Raw genomic sequence first — 26,539 nt, 5'->3', positions numbered from 1 at the left:
TACCTCATCACGGGCGTCACCTACCACCTGCACGAGAACCCGCGCAGCTCATCGTTCAACAGTGCCAAGCCTGGGGAATCGCTCAAGCACAACGAGGAGCACGGCTCCTTCCAGAAGTTCAGCCTCACGGCCCAGCCCACGAGCCTGCCCTACACCCCGGCGCGCAAGACGCAAAAGCCCAGAACCACGGGCCCACAGACCGCCGTCGTGGTGGGCCCGGCAGGCGAGGAAATCTGGACGGACGAGTACGGCCGCATCAAGGTGCAGTTCCACTGGGACCGGCTGGGGGCGATGGACGAGAACTCGAGCTGCTGGATGCGGGTGGCGACGAGCTGGGCGGGCTCGGGCTTCGGGGCAATCTCGATCCCGCGCATTGGGCACGAAGTGGTGATCGACTTCCTCAATGGCGACCCCGACTATCCCCTGGTCGTAGGCTGCGTCTATAACGCCGCCAACATGCCGCCCTGGGCCTTGCCGGGCAACGCCACGCAGTCGGGCATCAAGACCAAATCCAGCAAGGGCGGCGCCTTCGGCGACGGCATGAAGAACGGCGCGGGCGATGCGAACGCGATCCGCTTCGAGGACAAGAAGGGCGCGGAGCAGCTATGGCTGCACGCGCAGAAGGACCAGCTCATCGAAGTGGAGAACGATGAGGACCACTGGGTGGGCCAGGACCGGCGCAAGACCATCGACCGGGACGAGACGAACACCATCCACCGGGACCGCACGGAGACGGTGGACCGCAATGAAAAGATCACGGTGCACGGCTGGCGCACCGAGGAAGTCGATGGCGACGAGACCATCACCATCCACTCCAACCGCAAGGAGCGGGTGGACCACAACGAGACGATCTCGATCGGCGACAACCGGGATGAGACGGTCGGCATCAACGAAGACATCCGCATCGGCAAGAACCGCAGCAAAACGGTCGGCCGCAGCGAGACTGACTCCATCGCGAAGAACTGGACTACCACGGTCGGCCTGCTGAAGACCGAGACGATCGGCGTGGGCTGCATCCAGACCACGGGCGTTTTCAAGATGGCCAACGTCGGCGTGGCCTACAACCTCAACGTGGGCATCACGATGATGACCAACGTGGGCATGAACCGCAGCGACACCATCGGGATGGAGCACACCCACACGGCAGGCAAGAAATACGCGCTCACCGTGGGCGGAGGTGGTGGGGGCGCGGCGGCCGGCGCAGTCTCCAAGAACATCACGGCACCTTCCGGCGGCTCTGGAGCAAAAGGTGGCTCCAGCCTGGTCATGGACGAGAGCAGCATCACCCTCAAGGTGGGCAAGTCTGTGCTGGAGATGAAGGACGACGGCACGGTCAGCGTCAACGGCAGGCTCATCCAGATCACGGCCGATGGCGACAACGTGGTGATCCAGGGCGAAGACATCCACCTGAACTGATTCGCCCTGGACTGGCATGGACGTCGAAAACCACAGCCCGTTCCCGCACATGGTCATCGAGAAAGCGACCACCAAAGGGCGCTTCTTCGATGTCGTCATCGTCGCGGGCAGCTTCACCCTAGCGCACGGACAGCCCGTACTGGCCATGGATGAGCAGATGCCCATCCAGTGCGTGGACCGCTACGTCGGCGCGCCCGAGAGCACGCCGTTCCTGGAGGAAACCCACCTCGTCGTCGGCAAGCAGCGCACGGACGTGCATGTGCTCGGCCACGCCCGGCCCCTGGACGGCAAGCCCGCGACGCACTGGCCCATCGGCGTGCGCGTCGGCCCGCTCACCAAGACCGCGCTGGTCACCGGCCTGCGTGCGTGGCACTGGACGCCGCTGCGCGGCTGGCACCTGACGAAGCCCGAACCAACGACCGCCGTGCCCCTGCACGCAGGGATGGCGTACGGCGGCGCTGTGCGCCGTTCCCGGTACCGCGGGCCGGCCACCGACGACATCCACGATGCCCAGGCCTTCGATATCTACCAGCCCAATCCGGTGGGCCGGGGCTACGTGGGCGACGCCGAACTGGACCGCGCCCAGTTCTACCTGGCCCCGCAGATCGAGGATGTGCAGAAGCCGCTGCGCGACATCCGCGAGCGGCTCGCGCCCGTGTGCTTCGGCCCGGTACCCCGCTGGAACCCGCAGCGCGCCCGCCATGCCGGCACCTACGATGACGCATGGCGTGCGGAGCACTTCCCTTACCTGCCGCCGGATTTCGATTTCGCGTTTTACCAATCCGCGCAGCCTGACCTGATCGCCTCTGGCTGGCTGAAAGGCGACGAGCCCATCACCCTGATCGGCTGCGACACCACGGGCCGCATCGACACCCACCTTCCGGGTATCGACATCCTGAGCTTGCTCACGGACGAGGACGGGCTGACCCAGCCCCTTCCGCTACGGCTGGACACCGTGACCATCGATCTCGACAGGCTGTCACTGCAAATGGTGTGGCGCCGCGCAGTGCCGAAGGAGTGGGGGCTGCGCAAGGTCATGTTGGCTGGCATTCCTGCCGGGCCGGCGCAGCGTGGCACCGAACAGCCTGTTCATATCCACCGCCAGCGGGCTTCGACAGAGGTGGGTCATGGCTAGAAAGCACGTCGCGGAGGCGGCCGCGAAGTGGATTGCGGTCTGCACGACACCTGATGTATGCAAGGTCGGCGGTACCGCCGTCCCGTTCGACAGTTTCAGGAGCCTGTCGAACAAATTGAAGTATTCCCCGAATGTGTACGCGCGTGGCATGCCGGTGTACCGGTTGACCGACTGGGTCCGCGGCACAAATGCAAATGCGGGCATGGGCGTGGTGTCCCAGACGTCGCAGCAGCCTGGGCACGTACGGCTGATCGGCGACAACACGAGCGTGAAAGTCAACGGACTGATCTGTGCGCGCCACGACACGATAGTACAGATGAACGTCGGGCCAGGTGGACCCAACACAGTCGGCAAACTCATCACAGAGCAGAGTGCGCCAGCGGGAGTGGTGAAGAACGGCAAACTGCCCTGCAACGACCCACCGAAGACCTCACCGGAGCTGGAAAGACTGCAGCAACTCAAAGAGAAGCTGAGCTTCATGAATCCGGACCAATTGGATGAATACATCCGATTTGGCGATTGGAGTAAATCAGCGGACGAGACCATCGCCTCGATCGACATGAAGAACGAGGGCGGATGGTCCAAGGCGGGTCACTATGGCGGGCAGGTGGCGAGAGGAGCGCTGGGCTTCGTCAAGGATATCGGCCTTGGCCTGGGACAGCTTCTCTACACAGTCGGCAAGAAGGGCAACATCGCAGGCGCCCTTCATAGCAATCTGGATGCGCAGATTCTCGCGGAGCAGATCCGGCTGGGCAACGTCTGCCTGGAAACACTCAAGCAGGCCGCAAAGGCTGCGGGCCATGAACTGACCAAGCCGGTGACGGACGCCTGGGAAAAGGGTAATCACGTCGAGGCGGTGACGCGGGCTGGCTTGGAGATAGGAAGCCTGGTACTGGTCGTCGGCGATGTGGCCAAGCTGGCTCAGGGCGCGAAGGCGGTGGAAACCGCAAGCGCTGGCGTGAAGGCGGCGGATGCAGCCAGTGCAGGGAGCAAGGCTGGCGAGGGCTTGGCTGCCGGAGGGAAAGCGGCTGAAGGCGCCGGAGCCGGCGCCAAGGTGGGCGACGAGTTGGGGACCGCTGCCAAGCCGGGCGAAGCTTCTAAGGCGGCCGAGGCGGCAGAAGTACCCGTGGAGGAATACAGAGTTCTCACGAAAAAGGGCAAGTCGGCCAAAGAATTTTCAACTCGGAAGGCGAATGGAGTAAAGATCAAAGCCCGCAGCCTGCGTGAGTTGTTCTTGGGCAAGACACCGGGTAAGACATCGAAAACCGGCCGTGACGTCATTGCGAGGATGGAAAAAGATGGGCAAATACGGACGGACCCCCTCACGGGCGAGAAGCAGTTTAAGGCATCTAACCAGAAGTGGTATAATCTGAATGAGGGTGATATGGCGCATACGAAAGATGCAGTTACATATTGGAATAAAGAAGGTCGATATTACGGAGCGAGATCACCCGAGGTTAGAGCGTTTATGAACGATCCTAAAAATTATGTTTTGGATCACTACTCTTTGAACAGGTCTGCTGGCGCGAAGTTACCTGAAAATTATTTGAATCCTTTGAAATAGAGGAGTTTTTATGGACGTTCAGCCCCTTCCTCCTGAAGTGCTGGAAAAGCTGGTTCAAAATGGGAAGATATACAGGGAAGCCAAAGCTGCGGGGGACTATGCTTTGGCTGAAGCGCAGCTCCTAGCGAGCTGGGATGCTTTTCCGGAGCCCAAGCATTCTTGGGATTCTTCCGAAAGTGTAACAAAAACTATCGCAGGCTATTACATAGAGAGGAAAAATTTTTCCGCTGCGGAAACGTGGGTGAAAGAACTTTTCAAATGTGATCCTCTGCCGAGCGATCCCAAACCTTACCTTCTGCTTGGAAAGATATATTACGAATCCGGCAGGCACGAGCTGGCAGCGCAGAATCTTATCAAGGCATATGAGATGGGTGGTAGGAGAGGTTATGCAAGTGAAGATCCGAAATACTTGAAGTTCGCACTGGACCAAATCAAAAAGGCGAGTAAATGATGGCGAGCGACAATCTTGAGGAAGATGGCGGCCTGGAGTTGCCTGACGACATCTACGAGAAGGTGACTGCGCTGTCGGAAAAGGCCAATGACGCATTGGAGAGCGACAGGCCTTCGGCTGCGATCGAGCCGCTGCAGCAGGCCCTCGACCTGTTGCCCGCACCACAGTATGAGTGGGAGGCGTGGACTTGGCTGAACGGCTCGCTGGGCGAGGCGTATTTCAACCTCTCCGATTTCAGGATGGCGCGCATCTCGTTTCTTGACGCCATGAGTGGACCAGGCGGTCAGGGGAACCCTTACCTCTTGCTACGGGTGGGCCAGTCGGCCCTCGAACTGGGGGAGACGACGCAAGCCAAGCAGATGCTGGCACAAGCCCATATGCAGGAGGGCGATGAGTTGTTTTCGGATGAGGATCCAAAGTACCTGGCGTTTTTGCGCTCGAATCGCTGATCGGCCTGATCTTTACGGGAGTTGCTGTATGCCCATCCGATTCGATCCTCTGCCCGACATGCTGCTGCGCAATCTTGGCCGCTACAGTCGCCAGGAACCGCTGCAGAAGGCGTTGATGTCGTTGCAGCCGCCAGTCAGGGATCTTCGCCGAAGCCATGATGCCGACCCATATCCCGTCAGCGTGGATTGCCTGGGGCTGGATCTCATGTTGCAGTGCATGGACCCTACCCTACCCGACCATGAGCAGCTGTGGGGTCTGCACGCCCTGACCTTTCATACTCCCTTGTCCCGGCCAGTCGCGCCATGGAAAGGCGATTGGCCCAAAGGACTCGACGTAGCAACGGCTACCTCGCGGGATGTCGTGGCACTGCTGGCGGAGGAAGGCGATGAAGCACTACTCGCATTGCCGGAGATGGCCTGCTTCCTGGTGCCTGGATTCGACGGTCAGGCCTGGGTAGTGCAGTGCGCTTTCGGCGGCCGGGGCAAGACACTGCAGACCATGAGCCTGGTGCGCTCCGGGGACTGGGTGGGGGCGTCCTGGCTTCCCGGGTTCAAGCCGGCCGAGGCCAGCATCGCAGCCTGATTGCATCGTGGACGCAATGCATACACGTCCAATCGCCACGCCCACTTGTGCAGGAGTGCCAGGTTCCTCGGGACCAGAGAGACCCGAAAAGATCTACGGGCTGACCCCAAGGTACGAAGGCGGAAGGTTGCTACGGTGGTCGGTGTCGATCGCCCGCCGCGGCGAGCGTTTCCACCAGGAGTTCCGAGTTGCCACCTATGGCGACCCGGAGAAAGCCAAGGCCGCGGCGATCGCCTATCGAGACGCCATCCTGAAGAAGATTCCTGCGATGAGCCGGAGCGAGTTCGGAACGATCATCCGGAGCAACAACAAGTCCGGTATCCCGGGCGTGTCGCGCCGCGAGGAAAATGGCTTTGCACGGTGGTGTGCGATGGTGTCTCTGCCGGATGGAACCACGCGCAGGCGAACCTTCGCGGTAGTCAAGTATGGCGAGGAAAAGGCCCGCCAAAAGGCCGTGGAAGCACGGCTCGAATTGCTCAAGTTGCTCGACGGCTGGTTCGTGCACCACCCGGATGCCATGCCGCCCGGCCCGGCGCCAACCGCTGTTGTCGAGCCCACCATGCCTAAGCGAGAGAAGACGCCCGCGGGTGAAAGCAGGCGTCAGCCCTCGGCAGATAAGCGGGTGTACCGCACCCAGATCAAGTGGAGCCTGCGCAGCGGCGCGCAGGTCTGCCGCGACTACTGGGTTGCAGAGTGCGCGTTAGCCACTGGAGGCACCCGACGCAAACAGTTTTCCGTGAACGAACATGGGGAAGACGATGCCAGGCGCCGTGCGTTTGAGCAGCGCGGCGCCTGGTTGGCGCAGCCTCCAGAGCCAGCGCGCAGATGCGCTCAGCAGCGGAGCGCTGGTGCTGATGCCGCTAAACCGCAGCCTGGGATCTGACGCTTGGGCAGCATGCACCAAAACCATCCATGGAGCCGACCGCCTGGGCGCGGGCGATGAACCGGGCCAGCGCTTCTGACGGCACTTTGTCGGGGCGCAACAGATAGGTGGTGAGCAAGGGGGCCGGAGCCGCCAACGGACGCATCACCACCCCAGCCCGGCTGGGCGCAATGTAGGACGCTCCAGCCAGCCCCAGCGCCAATCCCGCAGACACCAAGGCGATCATCAGGTCGAACGAGGCGACGCGCTCCGCTACCAGCGGCTCCACACCCGTTCGCTGAAGGATGCGCTCCACCTGCATTGCCTGGCCTTCGTATGCCTTGGGGTCGCACAGCACGAGTGGATAGCGCATCACCTCTTCGAGCGCCAGATGCTTGTGCGCCAGAAGCGGATGCCGCGATGGCACAGCCACTGCCAGCTCCTCGGCCCAGACGGCCTCGGCCAGGAGGCCATCGCCAACGTCGGCAGACTGCGCGAACCCGATGTCGTACAAGTCGTCTCGCAGTCCAGCGATCTGCTCGGACAGCGTGACCTCGTACAGCTTGATGTCGGTCTCCGGCTCCTCTTCACGGCACCGGGCCAGTAGCGTGGGGAGTCCGGAAGGCGTGACGCCGTCCGACAGCGCGATGCGCAGCTGGCCATTGAACCCGCTGGCCGCGGCCTTTGCGCCATCGCAAGCCTGGTGGAGCGCAGCGAAGATCCGTGGCACGCGCTCCTTGAAGAGCATGCCGGCACGCGTCAGTCGCGTGCTGCGGGTAGTCCGCACGAACAATGGTGTTCCCAGGTCCGCCTCCAGCTCCTTGATGGTGCGGGAGAGCGGCGATTGCTCAATGTGCAGGCGCTCAGCCGCACGCGAAAAGTGAAGTTCTTCGGCTACCACTTGGAAGCACCGAAGATGGCGTAGTTCCATATTGTTTTTCCTTGTTGAACTCCAATCCATCGGTCTTGTCTCCTGCTCATTCCCTCATCGGCTACCTCATTGCATATGGCCTCCTGCTGTTGACGATCTTTCATTCATGTATCCCTACCGCACGAGTGTGAGGCGCATCGAGTTTTGGTGGCGCTATCCCGCAGGCATTTGGCTTCCGTTCAACTTCGCGATCTGGTCAATCTTGGGACACGCCCACGAGTCGCTTGATCGATACCGTTCTGAAAATTTCAGGCGCAAACGTTTTCGTCAGCGTGGTCCTCGCAATCCAATGCTTTTCGAGGCGACCTCAGTGCAGCGTCCCAGCCGTCATCGGTAAGGCCCTTCGGGAGAACCGAGCCAGCGCCTGCAGGCTTCAGGGCCGAGAGACAGGTCGTACCTACTGCAGAGCATGCCCCTGGGAGGGGGCCGATCGTAGAGGGACGGTAGACGCTTCGCTTCCCTACCGAGGGATGGAATTTGTTTCTGCGCATCTCACTTTATGGAGCCAATAAACGCTTCACGGGACAAATGAAATCCCAACCGCCCGCGTCCGCGCAGCAGTCGAATGGATAGGTGCGTCGATGGTTAACAGGAACCATAGCCCTTGCGGCTTTTTATCACCCGATCGACGGCCCGCGCTGCCGCCCCACATCCCACGTCACCGATGCACCGCGCACCGTCGCGGAAAGCTGCTTCCCCAGCCGCGGCTCGATGACGGACCGCCATGGAACCAGGCTGAAGCCCATGCCATCGTCCAGCATCGCGTAGCGCCCACTGGCGAGCATGACGGAGCGCCGGTAGATGCCGGCCACGCGCTGTCCGTCAGCCACCGGACGATGCGCCAGGCCGGTGTCGGCCGCGATGTCCTTCGCGGCCTGCGCGAGTTCCCGGCCGCGCAGCGTGCCCAGCAGATTGCGCGCCAGGAGGATGCGTTGCCCACGCTGCTCCGCCAGCCCCTGTTCCAGCAGGAAGTCGGCGCGCTGCCGCATGGCCAGCTTGGCGTCCGCACCAAAGCCCAGGTCCCCTACTCCGGCGCCACCGCCGATCAATTGCTGGTCCAGCCAAGTCGCCCCGATGACCCGGATCTGGCGCTCGATGGGCAGGTGCGATTTCAGCTCCACGGCGACACCCCCCAGCCTCTGGGCGTCGTGTCGGCGGCCACGCTCGGCCAGGTCGTCCGGCACCTTCCACAGCCCCTCCGACACGCGCTCCACGATGCCTGCCCGGCGCAGCGCTTCCAGCCGGCGGATATGGGCTGCGACGACCTCCCGCGGGTCGCGGTCGGGCGCGGCGCGGCCCTGCTTGATCGCGAGGTGATGGTCTGCGCGATACAGGCCATCGGTGGCCAGCGCGGCGATGTTCCGGTCGGCCATGCGCACCTCCGTGGTACCGCGCACTTCCACGACTGCGCCCACCGGGTAGTTCGCCAGTTCATCGCGCCGGCTCAACGCGACGTAGTGCGCCTTGCCGTCGGCACCATCGACCACCAGATAGCCACGGTCGTGCAGTTCGTCGGCGAGCCCCTTCGCGGCAACGCGACCGACGACGATGCGGCCATCACCACCCGGCTCGAATATCGCCAGTTCGCGCGAGGCACCGGACATGGCTCGCTGCATGGTGCGGATGATGTCGCCCCGTTCACCCAGGGTCCGCAAGGTCTTCTCCGCGTCCGCGTGGATGGTCCATGTTCCGGGCTGCACCTCATCCGCCAGCCCCAGTCGCTGCAGTCGCTGCAGCCGGCCGATGAGCACCAGGCGTTGGCGTTGCAGCTCCGGCCTGTTGAAGCGTTCGATCTGCACCTGGCCACCCTCCCCCAACTCGCGCTGCAGGGTGCGGTCCAGGCTGGTCCAGCGCTCCTGCTCCACCTCGCGCCCCAAGGTCTGCTGGATCTCCAGTTCGGTGCGCGGTCCAAGCCATTCCGTCGCCAGCTCGGCGGCACGGTGGCGGAAGCCATGGGCGATGTAGTCGCTGGCGATCACGAGGTCCTTGCCGGTGTCGTCCCGGCCCCGTACGACGATGTGGGTGTGGGGGTTGTCGGTGTTCCAGTGGTTGACCGCGACCCAATCGAGCCCCGTGCCCAGGTCGGCCTCCATGCGGCCCATGAGGTGCCGCGTATAGGTTCGCAGGTCTTCCAGTTCCGATGCGTCCTCCGGCGAGAGAATGAAGCGGAAATGGTGTCGGTCGTCGGCGCAGCGCTGCTTGAAGGCGTCCAGGTCCGCAGTGTCTGTCTGCGGCCCGTAGGCCTGCCCGGGCTCGCCATCACGGCCCACGCCGTCACGCTCGATGTAACGCAGATGTTTGGCGAGCGACCGGGGGCTGGCCTGGCGCTGGTTGACCAGCAAGGTCTTGATGGTCACGCGTCGCGACATGGGCGTCAGGTTCGCGCCCGCGAAGCGTGCCGCCGTATGGCCGCGGCCGAGGCGAGAGCCTGGCCGCTGGCCGGCGCGCGCGCCGCTGCCGCCAGCCCCGGGGCGTCGCATTGGCGGCTTGCCGCCACTGGCCTTGCCAGCTTGCTTCAGCACCTTGGAAATGAAGCTTTGGCTCTGCCCCTTGCCTCGGTTTTTCGGGGCGCTGGGGCGCACCCGGAAGTCGTCGTCGCGGCCCTGGGTCATGACTGCCCCTCGGGCAAGCTGCAGTGCGCCAGAGCGCGAGAAGCACGCGGACATCCCTGGAGCGGCGAAACTCCAGCACCCCACGCGGCACGGGGGCGAAGCCGCCGCGTGCCGCGCCAACCCCACGTGCAGACTGGCTTTCGACGCGGCCCGGTGCCGCGTCCTTTTGTCTTGCCTTCCGCCTTCGCCTTCTGCTTCCGCTTCAGGCACCGGCAGCCCGACGGCGCAGTGTTGCGCGCGGCCAGACGGCCAGCGAACTCGACGACGGACGCGCTGGGGACCGCAGGCCGGGCGCGTTCGAGGCAAGCACACTGCACAGTGGGCGGCTGCACCGGATGTTTCGCGAAGCGCGGTGCGGATGCGCACGCGCTGCACGCGCGACGACACGGCAGCGACCAGCGCGACGCCATGCGCGATGGCACGGTGAGATGCACGGCAACGTGCAGCGAATCGGGCGCCCTCATGGGCGTGTCTCCAGCCAGACCGGACGCGCAACGCCGACCACGGCGGATGCGCTGACCGGGCCGAAATAGCGGCTGTCGAACGAGGCTGGATTGGTCGCACTGAGCAAGAACAGTTCACCCTGTGCGAGCTGGCGGCACTCCGGCCAGGACAGCAGCGGCCGGCCCATCCGGTCCACTGTCAACGTGCGCGCCACCGGCACACCGTCGATCAGGACATGCCCCGCCACGATGCAGACATGCTGCGGCGCCACGGCGCCGACGCGCTTGAGCAGCGGGATGTGCGCCGGCAGGTAGCCGCGCTGCGACGCAAGCGCGGCGACGCCGACCGGCAAGCGAACCAGCACAGTGCTGCCCACCGACACCCGGGTCGGCGACCGCGATCCAGCGGACGCCATGGGATCGATGCGGTACCAGCCTACCGGCACGCTGTCGGACGGGTTGTAGATAAGCCGCGGATCGGGATGCGCGAAGGAGGCCCAGGCGAGCGCCGCGAGGCCGGCGGCCGACAGAGCCGCGAGCATGGCGCGAGCGCGCCGCCGTGGACGACGTGCGCGCGGCGGCAGCGCCTGCTGCGCAATGCCGGCCACGGGCGCTGCTTCGGAATCGGATGTGATCATGGTCGGGTATCCGTGGAGTTTTCTGGGAATTCACGTTCCAACAGGCCGCGCAGCAGTTCCGCCACGGTCACGCCCCGTGTGAACGCGGACACCTTGATGCGCGCTCGCATGGCGGGCGTGATGTCGAGCGTCAGGCGCGCGGTGTAGAGGTCACCCTTGGTGAGCGCATCGGCGTCGCCCTGGCGAATCCATGCCTCGGCATGCGGATTCGCGGGCGGGCGCGCGCCGATGCCGACGCGCTTGGCGCGAGATGCGGGCTTTGCGGTCATGTCGTCCACCGCAACAGTTCGTCCACCAGTGCGGCGATTTCTCGGGCCGCAGCGCTGTCCGGTGCCGTCTCCCGGACGAGCCGGCCAGCGGCCGCGCTGTCGGCAAAGACGATGCGCTGGCGCACCTCCGCGTGCAGCGCGTGCAGTGGCTGCTCCGCGAGCGCGCTACGTGCCTCCCGACCGATGACGGTGGTGCTCACGCGCCGGTTCAGTGCGAAGGCCGCGCGCAGCGCAGGCCGAAACACCTGCGCCTCGCGGATCAGCGCCACCATCTCGGCGCTGGCCCAGAGGTCATACGGGCTGGGCTGCACGGGGATCAAGGCGCGGTCGGCCGCCAGCAGCGCCGAGCGCGCCAGCGCGGCGATGCGCGGCGGCCCGTCGATCACGACGTGGTCGGCGCGGCGCGCCAGCTCCGGCGCCTCCTGGTGCAAAGTCTCGCGCGCCAAGCCGACCGCGCTGAACAGCCGTGGCAGCCCCTGTTGCGCACGACGCTGCGTCCAGTCCAGCGCCGATCCCTGTGGATCGGCGTCCAGCAGGATGACGTGCCCACCACGCATCGCCAGCTCGCCCGCGATGTGGGTGGCGAGCGTGGTTTTGCCGACGCCGCCTTTCTGGTTGAGCAGCGCGAAGATCATGGCGCGGCCCTCCCGATCGCGGAGAACTGCGCGTGCCGGTTGGTGGTTATCCACCGAATCGCGGCGCTTCTACCACCAATGTTAGAAATAGGGTTAGGTACGTTAAGGGGCTCCCAAACCCGCGCTGGCATTGGCTCTGCGGCCGATTTTGTTGCCCGATAGCACGAGTAATCGTTGCCCGATAGCACGATGCCCGAGTTGCCTGATAGCACGAGGCCGTCCACAGGAATTACCGCGGTTATCCCCGTGCCGTCGGCAGCACGGGCCGGAACGAGAGCAAGGGCGACCGAGTGCCATCGGCAGGCAGGATGCATAGCCGATATCCCGGCAACGCTTGCCGGGCAACCAAGACGCGCAAATCCGCAGCGAAGTCGTAGTAGCGCGCCACGCTGCCCGATTTGCGATAGAGGTGCTGGAAGTCGAACTGCCAGCCTCCAGGCTGCCGCCCGCCGTGCTTGCGCACGAGGCGGTACAGCCAGCGCTCGATGCCCCCCGTGAGCCGGAAATACCCCGGGTCGATGGTCAACACCAGCGCCGAATCCACCACGCCGGAGAAGAACCAGTCCGGCAGGATCAGTTCGATGCCCTGCGGCAAGCCACGGGCATCGGCCAGCTCCTTCCACTCGTTGATCCACGAGAAACGATGCAACCGGCGCCCCGTAGTCTCGCGGATGGACGTGGCCACCGTCGTGGACTGCAGCCGGTCCAGCGCCGCCTTGAGCCGCTGGTAGTCGCGCAGCGACGTGCCGCGGCCGATAAAGCGCAGGATCTCGTACGGCGTGGCGTGCATCAGCCGCGACGGCCGCAGGCCGGCATCGCGCGCCTGCACGATCTGCGAGGCCGCCCAGATCAGGATGTCGGCATCCCAGATTGTCGCGATGCCGTGCTCGTGCGTGCCCTCCACGCGGATCTTCACGTTCCCGGCCTGGAAGTCGATCGGCGCCGTGCGCCGCGACTTCGCGAGCGAGAAGAATGGGTAAGCCATCAGGTCCTGGCTGTCGCGCGGCGCCATGTCGCCAGGCAAGGCGCGGAACAGATCCAGCTGTTCCCGCTCCCGCGATTCCGGCTCGCACGGCGCGGCAGCCCGCCGTGTGGCCCCGGTCACCGCGCACGGCTGTCCGCCGAGTGACGCTCGGCGTATTCGGGATCGGACGTCGCCTCGAAGCTGCGCGCATCCGCCCAGGCATCGAGGTCAGTGACCGCGTACATCACGCGCCGGCCGAACTTGCGGAACTTCGGGCCGCCGCCGATCACGCGCAGCTTTTCGAGCGTTCGCGGGGACAGGCGCAGGTGCGTCGCGGCTTCGTCGTTGGTGAGGTAGCGCGGTGGGTGCGCGGCGGTGGTAGCAGCCTGCGGCGCAGCGCCGGGGGCGGCCTCGGGCCGCAAGGTTGTGGGTCGCATCATGGTGTTCTCCATCGATTCACAGCCCCGACCGCGGAAGCAGGTCGGGTGGGAGCAGTCTCTGGAGGACAGCGCGGCAGTGCATGTCCGTTTCGGTCCGAATCGCTCCGCGTCGGGACTGAAAGCCCACTCAGACGCTTGCCGTCTGCGCTGAGACCGGCGAGCGAAGTAATACGCGTGCGGGTGCCATTGGCGCACGGCAACGGCATGCATGCGTGCTTTCGTGGATATCCACGGAAGCGGCTCCGTGCATGCTTGCACAAGCACGATTGCGCTTTTGCGGATGGCATCGAACGAGCAATTGCACAGATGCGGATTTACGGATTTGTGCTTCCGCGGAGATGCGCTTCTCCGCTTCTGCGCTTCTGTGGCTCTGCGCCTTGCCCCGGCCGCGGCCGGGGCAATCCGGCCCCGCCGACGGGCGGGGCTCGGTGGCCGCCGTCAGGACGCCTGAGGCTTGCTGCGTGACCAGAACAGCTCATGCTTGCCGTCCTCGCCTTCGACCAGGCGGGCGTAGATCGGCGCCGGGAACGAAGGATCGTCCAGGGTCACGGACAGGTAGTCCCGGCCGGCTTCGCTGGTCTTCTTCCATGCCGCGCCAATGTCGTGTCCGGAGACCTGGAGGCGGAAGTCAGGGGCCTTCTCGTTGTCGGCCTTGTCGTTGGGGACCAGCCGGGCCTTCGCGTTGAGCGTGAGGGTGCGCAGCGTGCCGGTGTAGCCGTCGTTCTGGGTGGTGAAGGTGCCGATGTTTGCCATGGTGATTTCTCCTTTCGGGGTGACCCAAGGTCGCGCCAGTGCGTCCTTGTTGTGATCCGCCCGGCGGGGGATGGGCTGACCGCACCGCGCAGCGGTCGCAACGCAGTGGAGAGCCTGGAAGCGAAAAGAATTTGCTGCGCGAGGAAGCCGCGCAGCGGCGGGGAAATTGTTTTCGCTGGAAGGTTGCGGGGATGAAGCCCAAGGCGCAGCCGCGCCCACGCCAGGATTCACGACAAACAAGGACGTACTGGTGCCGGCCCTCCCCGAAAGGTGGCATGGCGGACTCGGTGCCTGCGCACGACGGCTGCACCGGCACGCTGAGCCTCCAACACCCGCGAGGCCATCCCAACGGCAAGGTTGGCAACGAGCATGCGCCCCGCCGCGTACAGCGGCGCAGCGCATGGCAGCTACAGGAAGAAGACCGGCGAAGCCGGCTGGCAGCGGGACACGTTCATGAGCAGTCCTTCATCGCGTCCTGGCATTGAACCGCCGCCGTCGAGGTCGGCAAGCACGAGCGGTTCCGGTCGCGCAGCACGCCATCGCGCGGCATCCGCCGCACACCCCAGGCATGGCGCTGCATGACATGGCAGTCGCGCATCGCGCGGCTGGCATTGCCAGTTGCCATGCATTGAAGGCAACCGCAGCGCCGCAGGTGCGGAGGCATGCGTGGTTGACGCCGAGGCCTGACGCCACCGGCGGCACGGCCTCGGCCAGAAGATTCGCAGCCGCACAGGCTGCTCGAAAGCTGCATTCAACACAGGGCGCGGCCACTGCAGCGCCCGGATTTTTCTCCGCGCCCAGCCCGGAACGGGCTGGGCGCGGCCGATTGCGGCTATTCCTTCGTTTCGATGATCCACGACTCTGCACGCGGCAGAACGCGGCCGGTGATGGGGTGCGTATCGGTCAGGTCCGCCTGGGCCGACCAGCCCGAGGGTGGGCGGTAGCCGCGCACGTCGTCAGCGCCGTCCAACGGCGGGCGCACGGTCCCGGGTGCGTAGATCGCCGCTATGCGCTGGCGGCGGGTGATGTTGCGAGACATGAGATTGCTCCTGCAACGAAACGCCCCGGCCGCGGCCGGGGCACTGTTCCGATTGCGGATCAGGCGGCCATCGCTTGCGTAGCCTCAATCTCCCCGTCTCCGGCATCGTCCGGAGCGTCTTGCGCCGGGTCTTCGGGCTGCACACCCTCCTGCTGCTGCGGGTCGTCCGAACGGAAAATCGTCGGCATCCAGCCCGTGCCATCGGCCAGCCGCTCGGCCTCGCTGGCAACGTCGGCCTTTTTCAGCTTCGCCAGCCGGCTGACGTGTTCCGGTGCGAACTCGGTCACTGCATGCAGGATCGCGGCCTTGGGGATGTGCCGGAAGTAGCCCTCCGCCGTGGGGCGCCACCATGCGGCCATGTCGAGGCCCACCGCCTCGGCCAGCACCGCGCCCGAGTGGCGATGCGCGGCGCGCAACGTCACGACGTCCACGGTGGCCCCCACGCACACCGCCAGCAGCTTGACCAATTCGTCCTGCTCCATCGCCAGCAATGCGGCGAACAGTTCGGCGCTGTCCTCGGGCAGCTTCGCAGCCCAGCCGCACTGCAGTTCGCGCAGCGCCGTGGCCGCTGGCGATTCGGGCAAGTCGGAGGCCACACGCTCCAGCCGATCTTGCGCGGTGGCGGACACGCCCAATGGAAGATCGCGGCGGAAGTGGCCGTCCTGCAAGATGGACTGCACCATGCCATGCACCAGCGCGGCCAGGGCCACTTGCGGATGCCGGGCCACCTCGATTTGGAGTGCCGCCGTGCGGTACGCGCTCAGGCGCTGCGCCAGCCGATCGGACAAGAGGGCGACTTGGGGTGCGCCCTCGGTGTCCTCGCTGTCGTCGTTGCTCGCATCGCCATCGGCAAAGCCTTGCCGCAGCCGCTCCAGCGTCCGCAGTGCCTTGGCCTCGGCTTCGCGCATCAGCCCGCGATGGACGACCGCCTCCCCGTTGCGGTCGATGGTGACGACGGCACCCGCCACGGCAAGCACGTTTGGGGCGTAGCACAGCAAGCCGTCCTCCAGCACCTGCCGGTGGCGGCGCAGATGCTCGCTCTCCTCATGCAAGGCTTCCAAAGCTTCCTCGTCGTCGGCGTCCATCGCGGCCTCGATGGCCTCGTCGATTTCCTGCATCCCGGCCTGCACCTTCTCGATGCGCTGGGCTTCGCGCTTGGTTGGGGTGCGGTGCTCTCGCGGCGCGCGCTGGAAGGCGTGCAGGTCGGCATGGGTCGCGGTCGGCACGGCTTCCACCCAGGCCCAGCCCTCGGCCTTCACCTCGGAGGCAATCCCAGCCAGCTTCTCGTGCGCCAGCCGCTCCAGCAGCGCGGCGTCGCTGAGGTACACGCCCGTATCCGCTTCCGCGAACAGGTCGCGGCGCACACCGCCGCCCGCGGCCTCGTAGGCACCCAAACCCACGAATCGCACCAGCGGATTCCGGTAGGCGTCGATCTCTCGTTCGGTGAGGCGTTCGCGCAGCATTGCCGGCTGGCGCTGCCACGTCGGTGCATCGTAGAACGCGGCCTCCTGCGCAGCGTAGTCATCGGTGATGGCAAGGGCCATCAACTGGTCCAGGTTCACGGCGTCCGCACGGTAGTCGGCCATCAGGCGCGGCGAGACGTTCGCCAGCTTCAAGCGGCGCTGTACCACCAGCGGGGTGACCGAGAAGTCGGCCGCAATGTCTTCGATGGGCCGCCCCTCGGCCACCAGCGCGGCGAAGGCCTCGAACTGGTCGGCGGGGTGCATGGCTTCGCGCTGCACGTTCTCCGTGAGGCTGGCCGTGCGGGCCGTGCCGTCGGCCACCAGCAGGCAAGGCACCTCCCATTCCTTGCTGAGGCGGCGCCGCTTCGCCAGCAGCTTCAACGCGGCCAGCCTGCGCCCACCGGCCACGACTTCGTAATGCTCGCCATCGGCAGCGGCGATCACGATCAGGTTCTGTAGCAGGCCCACGCGCTGGATGCTGGCCGCCAGTTCGGGAATGGACATGCGCGGGGTCTTGCGCACGTTGCGGCCCTTCCCGGATCTGTTCATCAACATCACGCCCGTGGTCGTGATGTTCCTGGCGTGGCTCATCGTCATCCTGTGCTTCTTCGTGCTGGCGGTGCAACTGTTCGTCACGCTGGTGGAGTTCAAGCTCACCACGCTCGCAGGCTTCGTGCTGGTGCCATTTGCCCTCTGGTCCAAGACCGCGTTCCTCGCCGAAAAAGTCCTCGGCAACGTCGTGTCTTCCGGCATCAAGGTGCTGGTGCTGGCGGTGATCGTGGGCATTGGCTCCGGGCTATTCGCAGAGTTCGAGGTGCACCCTGCGCAGCCCTCGATCGACCACGCGCTGGTCATCATGCTGGCCTCGCTCACGCTGCTGGCGCTGGGCATCTTCGGCCCAGGCATCGCCACCGGGCTGGTGTCCGGTGCACCGCAGCTCGGCGCGGGTGCGATGGCAGGCGCGGCGGTGGGCGCGGCCGGCACCGCCGTCGCCATCGGCGCTGCAGCGACCGGCGTGGGCAGTGCCGTCGCGGCCGGAGCGCGCATGGCGCCTGCCGCCGCCCGCGCACTGGATCGCGGGGCCAGCGCAGCGGCCGGTGCAGCGGGCCGGGCTCAGTCCATCTTCCGCGCCGGCTCCGCTGCCGCGGGCGGCGGCCCGGAAGGCGCCGCCGCCGGTCTCGGGCAGGTGGCGCGCGCCGGCATGCGCGCGGCCGGCAGGAGGGCGGCGGCTGGCGTCCAGTCCTTTGAGCGGCGCATGGCTGCAGCGTTTGATACCGGAGCCGCGGGCAACGTCGGAGGCGAGGCCGGTGCCGACGCCCCCGCACGCGGCACCGATCCGCCGCCCCAGCCCGCGTGGGCGAAGCGGCTGCACCGGCGCCAGCAACTCGGCCATGCCGCCGGCACCGCAGCGAACGCGCTGCGCGGCGGCGATGGAGGCGGCTCTTCCCAAGGGCCGCGTCTTGATCCCGATTCATAAGGAGGTTTTCCCATGCGATTCAAACGACCACGGGTGCGCTATAGCGACACCCCGCAGCCCGCGACTGCCTATCAGGCAGCGGCCCAGGCCTGGGACGAGCGCATCGGCTCGGCCCGAGTACAGGCGAAGAACTGGCGGCTGATGGCCTTTGGCTGCCTCGGACTGGCGCTCGCGCTGGCCGGCGACCGCATCTGGCATTCCACGCAGTCGCTCGTTACGCCCTACGTCGTCGAAGTGGACAAGGAGCACGTGCGGGCCGTGGGTGAGGCGGTCACCCCGTACCAGCCCACCGACGCGCAGATCGCCTTCCACCTCGCGCAGTTCATCACCCGTGTGCGCTCGCTGTCCGTCGATCCGGTCGTGGTGCGGCAGAACTGGCTCGATGCCTACAACTACACCACGGACAAGGGGGCCGGCGTGCTCAACGACTTCGCCCGCTCCAACGACCCGTTCGCGCGTGTCGGCAAGGAGTCGGTGACCGTGCAGATCACCAGCGTGGTCCGCGCTAGCGATTCCTCTTTCAACGTGCGCTGGACTGAACAGCGCTTCGCCAACGGATCGCTGGCGGGCACCGAACGCTGGACCGCCGTCATCTCCATCGTCCTGCAGCCTCCGCGGACCGAGCAGAAGCTGCGGAAGAACCCACTGGGTATCTACGTCAACGGCCTTTCGTGGAGCCGCGAACTCGATGCCCCCGAAGGAGCCAAGCCATGAATCCGTGTTTCCGTATTTCCGCTTCCACGTTGGCTGCAGCGATCGCGTTGGTGGTCGCTCTGGGCGGCTGTGCATCGCAAGGCCGGCCCGCGCCGCGTATCCCGCTCGACGAGCCGGTGCAGGCGCAGCCGCTGCCCGAGCCGCCGAAGCCTGTCGAAGTGGTGGAGGTGACGAAGGTGCTGCCCATGCCCGCGCAGTTGAAGCCGTTGCCGGCCACAGACGAGCCCAAGCCCGCGCCGGAGCCGGCGGACGAGGCGGTGCGGGTCTCCCGCGCCAACGCCGAGGCGCGCGTTGCGCCAACGCGGGAAGGCTACGTCAACGCGATTCAGGTGTGGCCCTACACCGATGGCGCCCTGTACCAGGTCTACACGGCAGCAGGGCGCGTCACCGACATCGCGCTGCAGCCCGGAGAGGAGCTGGTCACCGTGGCCGCGGGCGATACCGTGCGCTGGATCGTGGGGGACACCACCAGCGGCAGCGGCGCGGATCAGCGCGTGAGCATCCTGGTCAAGCCGATCCGCGCAGGCCTGCACACCAATCTCGTCATCAAGACCAGCCGCCGGACCTACCTGCTGGAGATGACCTCCACCGAGAAGGCATGGATGGCCTCCGTTTCCTGGGACTATCCCAAGGACCGCATCCTGGCGCTGCAGCGCCAGGCCCAGGCCGCGCAAGCGGCTGCTCCGGTAGATGCCGGCCTCTCGTTGGAGCAGATCCGGTTCCGTTATGCGATCACTGGCAGCAACCCGTCGTGGAAGCCGCTGCGTGCTTTCGACGACGGGCAGAAGGTGTACATCCAGTTCCCGCCCGGCATCGCCCAGGGTGAACTGCCGCCGCTGTTCGTCATCGGCGCCCAGGGTGATGCGCAGTTGGTGAACTACCGCTTCCGGTCGCCGTACTACGTCGTGGATCGCCTGTTCGGCGCGGCCGAACTGCGCCTTGGCGGCGGCAAGAGCGCTGACGGCAAAGCGGGCGAGGGCGAAGTGGTGCGCATCGAACGCACGGATGGTGCCCGGAGGGAATGACCATGGCACAAGACGACATGCCCGTGGGTGCCGCAGCGGCGCAACCCGCCAAGGTGGCACCCGAGACTGTCGCGCTGCGCGCCCAGCCGCGTGCCGTGACCCGGCTCAATCGCCGCACGCTCGCGGTCCTGATCGGCGGCCTCTCGGCCGCCGTGCTCGGCGCGCTGATGTGGTCGCTGCAGCCGCAGCGGCGCGCTGCTAGCGAACAGCGCGAGCTCTACAACGTCGATCGCATCGCGAAATCGGAAGGGCTGGACGCGCTCCCGAAGGACTACTCGCAACTGCCGCCGGCTGCTCCCAAGGTGCCGGAGTTGGGGCCGCCGCTGCCCGGCGACCTGGGGCCGGCCATCCTCAAGGCACAGCAGCAGCCGGCCGTGGCCACCTACGCGCCGCCGGGCCAGGATGCCGCGGCGGCCGAGCGCGACGAGCTGCGCAAGGAAGCCGAAGCTGCCGCGGGATCGTCGGTGTTCTTCCGCACCGGCAACAACCGTCCGGGGACGGCCGCGGCCCCCGCGGCGCCCCCTGCCATGGGCGCTTCGGCGCCGCCGGCATCCGCGCTCGCGGCCTTCGATCCGCTCGCCGCAGGGCCGGCTTCGACCGCGCCGCAGCATGCCGATCCAGCCACCGTGCAGAACCGGCAGGACCAGAAAGAGGCTTTCCTGAAATCCGGAACGCCGGATACCCACAATTCCGGAAAACTGCAGATGCCTGAGTCGCCTTACCAGGTCATGGCCGGATCAGTGATCCCCGCGGCCCTGGTCACCGGCATCCGCTCGGACCTGCCGGGCGACGTCATCGGCACCGTCACCGAGCCCGTGTACGACACTGCCACGGGCCGGCACCTGCTCATCCCGCAAGGCTCACGCATCTTCGGCCGCTACAACAGCCAGGTCAGCTACGGGCAGAGCCGCCTGCAGGTCGTCTGGCATAGGATCATCCTGCCCGACACGTCCTCGCTCACGCTCGACAACCTCGTGGGCACCGATCCGGCCGGCTACGCGGGTCTGGAGGATGGCGTGGAGCGGCACTGGGACCGTCTGCTCGCCGGCGCAGCGCTCACCACGCTGCTGGGAGTGGGAGCCGAACTGGCCGCGCCGGAGAACCGCCAGGACGGCAACCGCATCGTCATCGCCGGCAGGGACGGGCTGCAGGACAGCGTCAACCAGGTCGGGCAGGAACTGACCCGCCGGAACCTCAACGTGCAATCCACCTTGACGGCCCGGCCAGGGCTGCCGGTACGCATCATCGTCAACCGGGACCTGGTGCTGCGGCCGTACCAGCCGATCTTCTTCGCCAATGGCAAACCACAGGGAGCATTGCAATGACCCAAGGCAACGACAGCACTCCGGCCAACGACAGCGGGAAGAGCGAAGTGCGCGGTTGTGGCAGCACTGCCGCGCGTGCGCTGCAGAACCGCCGCAAGCTGCGGTTGGGCCCGCTGCCCAGGACCGACAGCACCAAGATCACCTTCGCGTGTCCAGCCAGCCTGAAAGCCGACCTTGACCGCTACGCCGCGCTGCATGGGCAGACCTACGGCGAGACGGTCGATGCGGCCGCACTGATTCCACATATGCTGGAGGCGTTCATCGCGGGGGATCGAGGTTTCCGGCGGAAGGGATGACCTGGCTCGCGGCGTTAGCGGAACAAGGAAGCCGCCCGTTGGGCGGCTTCTGTTTTATGTCCATGCAAGCGATTCGACGGAACTCCCTGATGCTTCACAAAGAAAGCGGTGATATGGGCGGCCGGCGCATCCGCCCCGCCAGTCCAAGGGTGCGGCGTTCACGTTATCGCCAGTGTTGTTCCAGGTAAAGGTCATAGGTTCTTCGGTACACCTATGGGGCAAGTCTGTCAGACTTTCCCTACTGCATGCGGCAACCTCCACTGGCATCCTATGCTCCTCGACGAAAGGCAGCCGATTAACGCCGCATAGCGTGACCGTTTTGCCAATCTTTCATGGATCTGCTGACGCCTATATGACAACTTCACGTGCGCCACAGAAGGGCGAGTTCTACATCCTGGGGCCGGACCTGCGCGGCGGCGGCCCGGGCCACGGTGTCGAGTTCGATAACGAAAAGGCGCTTCGCCCTCCCGGCCGGGGAATGATTCGGCCGGTACACGGTGGCTTTCCGCCCCTGAGCGAAATCCCGCGGCTGCGCTACGACAGTAGTAAAGGCCTGATGCCGAGGGACCTGGAGGGTGGATTCAGCGGCTATTGGCTGGTCTCTGCGCCATTGAAGCAGGTATTCGAATCCGTGGATGCCGGCGGATTTGCTTTCCAGCCCTGCGAGTACACCCTGGAAGATGGATCGCAAGGTCCGGACTATTTCTTGTGCGATGTGGTGCGGACACTGGATGCGCTCGATGAGGCCGCATCCACCGTCAAGATCCTCACCGAGGGCTACGCGGCCGGGAAGTATTACAGCCTCGCCGGCGGCGCCAGTCTTGCATTCATCAAAGATGTGGTCGGATCAGCGCACATCTTCCGAACTCCGTACAACAGTCAACTGGTCGTTTGCGATCGCATGTTGCGCGACGCCCTGATCGCGGGTGGCTTCGGCAAGCCCCCGAACTCCCGTGGCGTTTGGCTTGAAGATGCTGCGGACTATTGATCCATAGGGAATCTCGGACCTCCGGAGTCGAGGCGCATGGCGGACAACGATCCCATCCTGCAAAGTCACCATGTCATCGAGCAGAGCTTTTTTCGTAATCACCCGTTGATCCGCAAGCTGGTCGAACATGGGCTGATCGACGAGCACGCTTCCGCGAACCGCCTGTATTTGCCGATGGATGGCAAGCTGGCAGAGGAGCTTGAAACCTCCCCGCACCGAGGACGTACTCGCAGCTCGTACACCAAGGGGATCCAGCAAGAACTGAACCGCATCATGGATAGCGCCGATGGTGTGGCCGCGTTGGATGATGATGCTGTCGCCCTCAAGAGAGTGTCGGCCAAAATCGCAGAGATGCAGGACACGCTCAAGGTAGCCTTGGTCAATGGTGACGTGTACGCCACGACGCCGGACAGGTTGACCAATGACGAGGCCAACGCGCAAAACCGCAGGATGTTCTCCGATCTCGATCGGTACCGTGCCGAGCATCCGCAACAGCTGAAGACACTTCGCGCGATGGGTGCCGTGGAGTCTGAATGGGCCGCGATCACGCACTCCGAGCAGCGTATCGTCGCGGTGGTCGAGGCCAAGCAACGCACGTCTGCGAACTTGGTGGCAGCTTCGAGTCTGAAGGACGAGGCCGTGCGAGAGGCCGCCGGGCGTGCAGAGTTCCGCATGGCCATCGAGCAAGCCCAGCAATCCGGACGCCTTCGGCTGAATGAACCGAGCATCTCGCTGGTCGCACAAGTCGTAGGTGACGAGCTCCCGGTCATGGGCCGCGCAGGTAGCGCACTGTCAACCTACAAGCCATTGTCCCAACGCGGCTTCGCCACCACCGAGTTTCTGGCCGGCGAACACTCTGCCAGCCAACTGCTGCGCGGCGCAGGCCTGCTCGCCAGTGCCGCCGACACCGTCATCACTGCGCGCCGTGCCGGCGAACTGTATAGCCAGAGCAATCCTCTTGCCGCCCAGTCGGAATTGACGCACTTCGCGGGCCGTAACCTGGGCGGCTGGGCTGGCGGCACCACCGCCGCCTATGCCTTGGGCACGTCTGGCGCCGGCCCCATGGTGCTGGTCGCGGCCGATGCGTACTTCATGACCAAGGCCGGCGAGAAGCTGGCTGATCTGTACGACAACCGCCAGATCTACCAGCAGACCGACCGCGACGGCACGCATTGGTCCTTCAACGGCTACGCCTGGTCGCGCCAGGGCATGGTCGATGGCACCAACGATGGCGCCAGCGATCCCGTCCCTACGTCCATCGTCGCCAGCTACGACAAGGCGCGCGAGCTGAACTACCTCGCGACCAACGCCGCGGCGGCGCTGGCACTGAAGGACGCACCGAAGCCGGATGATCCCTGCATCCTGCCGGCCAACGACAGTGACCGTCCTAGCCTTTCCCCCGCACCCTGGAAGCGTGACCCCACCGACGGCCAATGGCATCGCCTGGCCAAGATCGGTGTGTCCGGGGAGAACAACCGCGGCATCTACGCCGAGGAGACGGCATTGGCACCGCGCGTGGCGGAACTGGAGGCCGAGGCGGCGGCCGTCGTTGCGCGCAATCTCGCCAACAGCCCTGCGGCCATAGCAGCGCGCTACGAGCTGGCTCACCACCGCAGTGGCTGGGCGGCAGAGGGTTGGCCGATGTCGGAGGCGGTACGGGCGGCATTGCCCAATCCGGATGCATTGACCGCCTCCGATGGCAAACAGTACCGCCGTGATGCCGATGGTCAGTGGACCCACAACGGCGTCCCGGCCGATAGCAATCACGCATTGGAGCTGAACACCGCCCGCGCGTTGCTGCAGCCCGCGCTGGTCGAGCATGCCCAGGACATTGCTGCGTCTCCCCAGTCACGTCCGTCGCCACAGGACCTGCAACGTGAGGAGACGCTCTATCGCTACCGTATCGTCGGAACTGAGTTGAGGCCCGAGTGGCGCGAGGCGATCGAGCTGGCGACCCAGCGCACACGCGAAGCGCAAGGCCTGTCCCGCGCTGGCGCGCTGCAGCTGCAGCGCGGCCCCGGCGGGGTGTTCGGTGCCGACAGCCCGATTGCGCATCTCCAGCGCGGCGCCGACGGGGTGGATCGCATCGTAGCCGTCACCAGCATTGAGGAGATCCGTCAGGCGCTGCAGGAGGTACGGGCACACCAGCCAGCCCAGCCGTCCCCCGACATGCCGACGTCGCGGTTGGCGCCGACTGCGCGCGCCCCAGACGGGTCAGCCGACTCGGACGGCGCGTCCTCCAATCCATCTTCCAGCCCGCAGCATGCGCTGGACATGCAGGCGCAGGCACAGGCGGCCAGCACCGCTCAGCAACGCGAGGCGCGCGAACAGCAGGAGCGCCAAACCGGGGAACAGCAGATCGCGCAGGCGCGCGAGCACGCGCTGGCACAGGCATCCCACGAGGAGCAGGTGCATGCGGTACAGGCGCTGGAGGCGCATGCCACGCTCGATCATCAGAGCCAGGAGCTGCAGCAGCGCGAGCAACAGGAACGCCAGGTCCAAGACCAGCGGGCACAGGAACAGCGCCGGGCACAGGATACGCAGCAGCGCGAGGCGCAAGACGCGCAGCAGCGCGAACGGGAGCAGCGACAGGCCGAGACCGACCGGCAGCGTGAACAGGAACAGCGTCCCACCCAGAATGCCCTGCCGCGCGAGCAGGAACGGCGCCAGGCCGAGGACGCTGTGCCAGCGCGTGAGCAGCGGCAGGCGCGAGAAGCGCCGCCGCTGCCGCACGGGCGAGAAACGGCCCTGGCCGAGAGCGTCGTGAAGCCGGAGCGGGAACAGCGCCAAGCCCAGGAAGTCCCGCAGCGCACCCAGGCGTTACCTGGCGGCCAGGACCGCTACGTCCAGGAGGCCGCCGAGCCACTGGCGCCGTCTCGGCATCCTCAAGGGGCCGAGGCATTTCAGCAGACGATGCACGAACACCAGGCACAGGAAGGCCAGGCACAAGATGCGCATCATCCGGCGGAACCAGCGCCGGCAAACGCGCACGCATCGATCTCGCAACCCACCAATGCGCAAGCGCCGCCCGCTCAACATCTGCCGAGCACGCCAGCGTCTTTCATGCACGAGGATGCGCCACTGCGACGGCGCGAAGCGTCCCTCGACGCGCCAGTACAAGCGCGCCACGCCCAAGTCGCAGACGCGACGGTGGACGAGCCGCCCACCGCGGAGCGCATGGAGGGCCAGCGCGCAGCGACGCCCTCTGCGCCTCTGCCAGTGGCGGAACATGGGCTGGCGCTTGCGTCCTCTTCCGGAACGCGCGGCACTGACCAAGGCGACCGCGGAATCGAAGAGGACGCAACGCCCCGCGAGCAGCACCGCGATGCGCCAGCGGATGGGCAGGATGCCCACACCGCTCCCGCGCCGGAGAGAGCCGAAACTTGGGAGGAGACGCTGCAAACGATGCGCGCACTCCGGATACAGCTGGAAAAAGACCTCGCACACGAAGAACGCCTGGAACAGGAGCGGCACGAGCGACGGGGGCGTGGGGACGATCATCCCCTGGCAGACCTCGATGTCCGCCATCCGCAGGGTGCGCGTGCGTCATCCGAGCAGGCCGCGTTCGAGCGGCAGGCGGCCATGGCGCAGCACGATGCCGCTCCTGCGGCTGCGCGAAGGCCCGGCGAGCCGGGCGACGCACCGCTGCCCCAGCGCAAGGAAGTCTCAGGCGACAGCGACGTCGATGACCTGCTGCATGCCATCTATTCCAAGAACGACGCCGCGATCGAGCAGGCTTTGGATCGGATCTCCAACAGCCCCCTCACCCATGCCCTGTTGCGACAGGGGCACGAACATCTGGAGGCCAAGGCGATGGAAGAAGCGAAACAACAGGCTACCGCCATGCAGTCGCTGGGATTGGATACGCCAACGGAGGTGCAGACCAGCCGTGGCCCGGTGATGGTGATGACCCTACCTCAGTTCGCGAGCGGCCCCATGGCGCAAGGCGGCGGCGGCGCGCCGGGAGCAGCAGGTGGCGGGGGTGGCGATGGAGGGGGCGGCGGAGGTGGAGGCAGTGGCGGCGGCGGTGGAGGCGGCGGGTAGTCGCTGCCGATCCTGCGGTGAGG

Annotated in this window: 24 protein-coding genes and 1 pseudogene; 14 read left to right on the top strand and 11 right to left on the bottom strand. The window is 65.9% G+C overall.

Annotation, left to right across the window (positions count from 1 at the left end; genetic code table 11):
* From BLR05_RS11460 to BLR05_RS11435, 7 genes are all read left to right on the top strand, one after another.
* On the top strand, nucleotides 1–1,416 hold a 1,416-nt coding region (locus BLR05_RS11460), incomplete at its 5' end, for a type VI secretion system Vgr family protein (protein WP_143015898.1).
* A gap of 16 nt (nucleotides 1,417–1,432) precedes the next feature.
* Nucleotides 1,433–2,551 (top strand): DUF2169 family type VI secretion system accessory protein, encoded by a 1,119-nt coding sequence (locus tag BLR05_RS11455; RefSeq protein ID WP_092834597.1) that lies wholly within the window; start codon nucleotides 1,433–1,435, stop codon nucleotides 2,549–2,551.
* Nucleotides 2,544–4,115 (top strand): PAAR-like domain-containing protein, encoded by a 1,572-nt coding sequence (locus BLR05_RS11450; protein WP_092834596.1) that lies wholly within the window; start codon nucleotides 2,544–2,546, stop codon nucleotides 4,113–4,115. The genes BLR05_RS11455 and BLR05_RS11450 overlap by 8 nt, the downstream gene beginning before the upstream one ends.
* A gap of 10 nt (nucleotides 4,116–4,125) precedes the next feature.
* A complete protein-coding gene (locus BLR05_RS25845; RefSeq protein ID WP_143015897.1) occupies nucleotides 4,126–4,566 on the top strand; it encodes a tetratricopeptide repeat protein in 441 nt (146 codons plus the stop codon).
* Nucleotides 4,563–5,015 (top strand): tol-pal system YbgF family protein, encoded by a 453-nt coding sequence (locus BLR05_RS11445; protein WP_230681051.1) that lies wholly within the window; start codon nucleotides 4,563–4,565, stop codon nucleotides 5,013–5,015. Before BLR05_RS25845 ends, BLR05_RS11445 begins: the two co-directional genes overlap by 4 nt.
* A gap of 28 nt (nucleotides 5,016–5,043) precedes the next feature.
* Nucleotides 5,044–5,598: a hypothetical protein gene (locus BLR05_RS11440; protein ID WP_092834595.1), complete on the top strand. Its 555-nt coding sequence runs from the start codon at nucleotides 5,044–5,046 to the stop codon at nucleotides 5,596–5,598.
* Between the two features lie 142 nt (nucleotides 5,599–5,740).
* Entirely contained in the window at nucleotides 5,741–6,481 is a 741-nt protein-coding gene (locus BLR05_RS11435; RefSeq protein WP_244160088.1) for an AP2/ERF family transcription factor, read from the top strand.
* On the opposite strand, the gene BLR05_RS11430 is transcribed toward BLR05_RS11435, so the two are convergent.
* The 11 genes from BLR05_RS11430 to BLR05_RS11375 form a co-directional block, all read right to left on the bottom strand.
* On the bottom strand, nucleotides 6,459–7,391 hold the full coding sequence (locus BLR05_RS11430; protein WP_092834593.1) for a LysR substrate-binding domain-containing protein: 933 nt from the start codon (nucleotides 7,389–7,391) through the stop codon (nucleotides 6,459–6,461). The two genes, BLR05_RS11435 and BLR05_RS11430, sit on opposite strands and share 23 nt — an antisense overlap.
* 617 nt (nucleotides 7,392–8,008) lie before the next feature.
* Complete coding sequence (locus tag BLR05_RS11425; protein WP_092834592.1) at nucleotides 8,009–10,003, bottom strand: relaxase/mobilization nuclease domain-containing protein; 1,995 nt, start codon at nucleotides 10,001–10,003, stop codon at nucleotides 8,009–8,011.
* Nucleotides 10,004–10,463: 460 nt separating this feature from the next.
* Nucleotides 10,464–11,084, bottom strand: coding sequence for a S26 family signal peptidase (locus tag BLR05_RS11415; RefSeq protein WP_092834590.1), 621 nt, complete (start codon nucleotides 11,082–11,084; stop codon nucleotides 10,464–10,466).
* Nucleotides 11,081–11,353: a chromosome partitioning protein ParB gene (locus BLR05_RS11410; RefSeq protein ID WP_092834589.1), complete on the bottom strand. Its 273-nt coding sequence runs from the start codon at nucleotides 11,351–11,353 to the stop codon at nucleotides 11,081–11,083. Before BLR05_RS11410 ends, BLR05_RS11415 begins: the two co-directional genes overlap by 4 nt.
* Nucleotides 11,350–11,988 carry a ParA family partition ATPase gene (parA, locus tag BLR05_RS11405; protein WP_092834588.1) on the bottom strand — a complete coding sequence of 213 codons (639 nt, stop codon included), beginning with the start codon at nucleotides 11,986–11,988 and terminating at the stop codon, nucleotides 11,350–11,352. Before parA ends, BLR05_RS11410 begins: the two co-directional genes overlap by 4 nt.
* Before the next feature lie 238 nt (nucleotides 11,989–12,226).
* The gene (locus BLR05_RS11395; RefSeq protein ID WP_092834586.1) at nucleotides 12,227–13,000 is read right to left on the bottom strand and encodes a replication initiator protein A; all 774 of its coding nucleotides are present in this window, start codon (nucleotides 12,998–13,000) and stop codon (nucleotides 12,227–12,229) included.
* An 89-nt stretch (nucleotides 13,001–13,089) separates the two neighbouring features.
* Nucleotides 13,090–13,389 (bottom strand): helix-turn-helix transcriptional regulator, encoded by a 300-nt coding sequence (locus BLR05_RS11390; protein WP_208606007.1) that lies wholly within the window; start codon nucleotides 13,387–13,389, stop codon nucleotides 13,090–13,092.
* 441 nt (nucleotides 13,390–13,830) lie between these two features.
* Entirely contained in the window at nucleotides 13,831–14,145 is a 315-nt protein-coding gene (locus tag BLR05_RS11385; protein ID WP_092834585.1) for a DUF736 domain-containing protein, read from the bottom strand.
* 451 nt (nucleotides 14,146–14,596) lie between these two features.
* Nucleotides 14,597–14,770, bottom strand: coding sequence for a hypothetical protein (locus BLR05_RS26545; protein ID WP_167361242.1), 174 nt, complete (start codon nucleotides 14,768–14,770; stop codon nucleotides 14,597–14,599).
* 207 nt (nucleotides 14,771–14,977) lie between these two features.
* Entirely contained in the window at nucleotides 14,978–15,184 is a 207-nt protein-coding gene (locus BLR05_RS11380) for a hypothetical protein (RefSeq protein WP_092834584.1), read from the bottom strand.
* 59 nt (nucleotides 15,185–15,243) lie between these two features.
* Entirely contained in the window at nucleotides 15,244–17,238 is a 1,995-nt protein-coding gene (locus BLR05_RS11375) for a ParB/RepB/Spo0J family partition protein (RefSeq protein WP_143015899.1), read from the bottom strand.
* Between BLR05_RS11375 and BLR05_RS11370 the strand changes: the two are divergent.
* The 7 genes and pseudogenes from BLR05_RS11370 to BLR05_RS11340 all read left to right on the top strand — a co-directional run.
* Nucleotides 17,198–18,124 (top strand): annotated as a pseudogene (locus tag BLR05_RS11370) (type IV secretion system protein); the annotation flags it as partial. The gene BLR05_RS11375 and the pseudogene BLR05_RS11370 overlap by 41 nt on opposite strands.
* A gap of 12 nt (nucleotides 18,125–18,136) precedes the next feature.
* On the top strand, nucleotides 18,137–18,838 hold the full coding sequence (trbF, locus tag BLR05_RS11365; protein ID WP_092834581.1) for a conjugal transfer protein TrbF: 702 nt from the start codon (nucleotides 18,137–18,139) through the stop codon (nucleotides 18,836–18,838).
* A complete protein-coding gene (gene trbG, locus BLR05_RS11360; protein ID WP_092834580.1) occupies nucleotides 18,835–19,863 on the top strand; it encodes a P-type conjugative transfer protein TrbG in 1,029 nt (342 codons plus the stop codon). Before trbF ends, trbG begins: the two co-directional genes overlap by 4 nt.
* 2 nt (nucleotides 19,864–19,865) lie before the next feature.
* Nucleotides 19,866–21,188 carry a TraB/TrbI/VirB10 family type IV secretion system protein gene (locus tag BLR05_RS11355; RefSeq protein WP_092834614.1) on the top strand — a complete coding sequence of 441 codons (1,323 nt, stop codon included), beginning with the start codon at nucleotides 19,866–19,868 and terminating at the stop codon, nucleotides 21,186–21,188.
* Between the two features lie 80 nt (nucleotides 21,189–21,268).
* A complete protein-coding gene (locus BLR05_RS11350) occupies nucleotides 21,269–21,484 on the top strand; it encodes a DUF2274 domain-containing protein (protein WP_092834613.1) in 216 nt (71 codons plus the stop codon).
* Nucleotides 21,485–21,836: 352 nt separating this feature from the next.
* On the top strand, nucleotides 21,837–22,472 hold the full coding sequence (locus tag BLR05_RS11345) for a DUF1629 domain-containing protein (RefSeq protein WP_092834579.1): 636 nt from the start codon (nucleotides 21,837–21,839) through the stop codon (nucleotides 22,470–22,472).
* Nucleotides 22,473–22,508: 36 nt separating this feature from the next.
* Nucleotides 22,509–26,516 carry an AHH domain-containing protein gene (locus tag BLR05_RS11340; protein WP_092834578.1) on the top strand — a complete coding sequence of 1,336 codons (4,008 nt, stop codon included), beginning with the start codon at nucleotides 22,509–22,511 and terminating at the stop codon, nucleotides 26,514–26,516.
* Nucleotides 26,517–26,539: the final 23 nt, after the last annotated feature.

Source organism: Paracidovorax cattleyae (genome assembly GCF_900104515.1).
GTDB lineage: Bacteria > Pseudomonadota > Gammaproteobacteria > Burkholderiales > Burkholderiaceae_C > Paracidovorax > Paracidovorax cattleyae.
This window is presented reverse-complemented; position numbering and strand designations above follow the sequence as displayed.

Bases quoted from the DNA above. Each gene is read 5' to 3' on its own strand.
- BLR05_RS11375 (WP_143015899.1), bottom strand. From the start codon at position 17,238: ATGAGCCACGCCAGGAACATCACGACCACGGGCGTGATGTTGATGAAC.
- trbG (WP_092834580.1), top strand. From the start codon at position 18,835: ATGAATCCGTGTTTCCGTATTTCCGCTTCCACGTTGGCTGCAGCGATC.
- BLR05_RS11425 (WP_092834592.1), bottom strand. From the start codon at position 10,003: ATGACCCAGGGCCGCGACGACGACTTCCGGGTGCGCCCCAGCGCCCCG.
- BLR05_RS25845 (WP_143015897.1), top strand. From the start codon at position 4,126: ATGGACGTTCAGCCCCTTCCTCCTGAAGTGCTGGAAAAGCTGGTTCAA.
- BLR05_RS11395 (WP_092834586.1), bottom strand. From the start codon at position 13,000: ATGGCGCCGCGCGACAGCCAGGACCTGATGGCTTACCCATTCTTCTCG.
- BLR05_RS11430 (WP_092834593.1), bottom strand. From the start codon at position 7,391: ATGGAACTACGCCATCTTCGGTGCTTCCAAGTGGTAGCCGAAGAACTT.
- BLR05_RS11455 (WP_092834597.1), top strand. From the start codon at position 1,433: ATGGACGTCGAAAACCACAGCCCGTTCCCGCACATGGTCATCGAGAAA.
- BLR05_RS11355 (WP_092834614.1), top strand. From the start codon at position 19,866: ATGGCACAAGACGACATGCCCGTGGGTGCCGCAGCGGCGCAACCCGCC.
- BLR05_RS26545 (WP_167361242.1), bottom strand. From the start codon at position 14,770: ATGGCAACTGGCAATGCCAGCCGCGCGATGCGCGACTGCCATGTCATG.
- BLR05_RS11390 (WP_208606007.1), bottom strand. From the start codon at position 13,389: ATGCGACCCACAACCTTGCGGCCCGAGGCCGCCCCCGGCGCTGCGCCG.
- BLR05_RS11450 (WP_092834596.1), top strand. From the start codon at position 2,544: ATGGCTAGAAAGCACGTCGCGGAGGCGGCCGCGAAGTGGATTGCGGTC.
- BLR05_RS11380 (WP_092834584.1), bottom strand. From the start codon at position 15,184: ATGTCTCGCAACATCACCCGCCGCCAGCGCATAGCGGCGATCTACGCA.
- BLR05_RS11445 (WP_230681051.1), top strand. From the start codon at position 4,563: ATGATGGCGAGCGACAATCTTGAGGAAGATGGCGGCCTGGAGTTGCCT.
- BLR05_RS11385 (WP_092834585.1), bottom strand. From the start codon at position 14,145: ATGGCAAACATCGGCACCTTCACCACCCAGAACGACGGCTACACCGGC.
- BLR05_RS11410 (WP_092834589.1), bottom strand. From the start codon at position 11,353: ATGACCGCAAAGCCCGCATCTCGCGCCAAGCGCGTCGGCATCGGCGCG.
- BLR05_RS11345 (WP_092834579.1), top strand. From the start codon at position 21,837: ATGACAACTTCACGTGCGCCACAGAAGGGCGAGTTCTACATCCTGGGG.
- BLR05_RS11415 (WP_092834590.1), bottom strand. From the start codon at position 11,084: ATGATCACATCCGATTCCGAAGCAGCGCCCGTGGCCGGCATTGCGCAG.
- parA (WP_092834588.1), bottom strand. From the start codon at position 11,988: ATGATCTTCGCGCTGCTCAACCAGAAAGGCGGCGTCGGCAAAACCACG.
- BLR05_RS11340 (WP_092834578.1), top strand. From the start codon at position 22,509: ATGGCGGACAACGATCCCATCCTGCAAAGTCACCATGTCATCGAGCAG.
- trbF (WP_092834581.1), top strand. From the start codon at position 18,137: ATGCGATTCAAACGACCACGGGTGCGCTATAGCGACACCCCGCAGCCC.
- BLR05_RS11440 (WP_092834595.1), top strand. From the start codon at position 5,044: ATGCCCATCCGATTCGATCCTCTGCCCGACATGCTGCTGCGCAATCTT.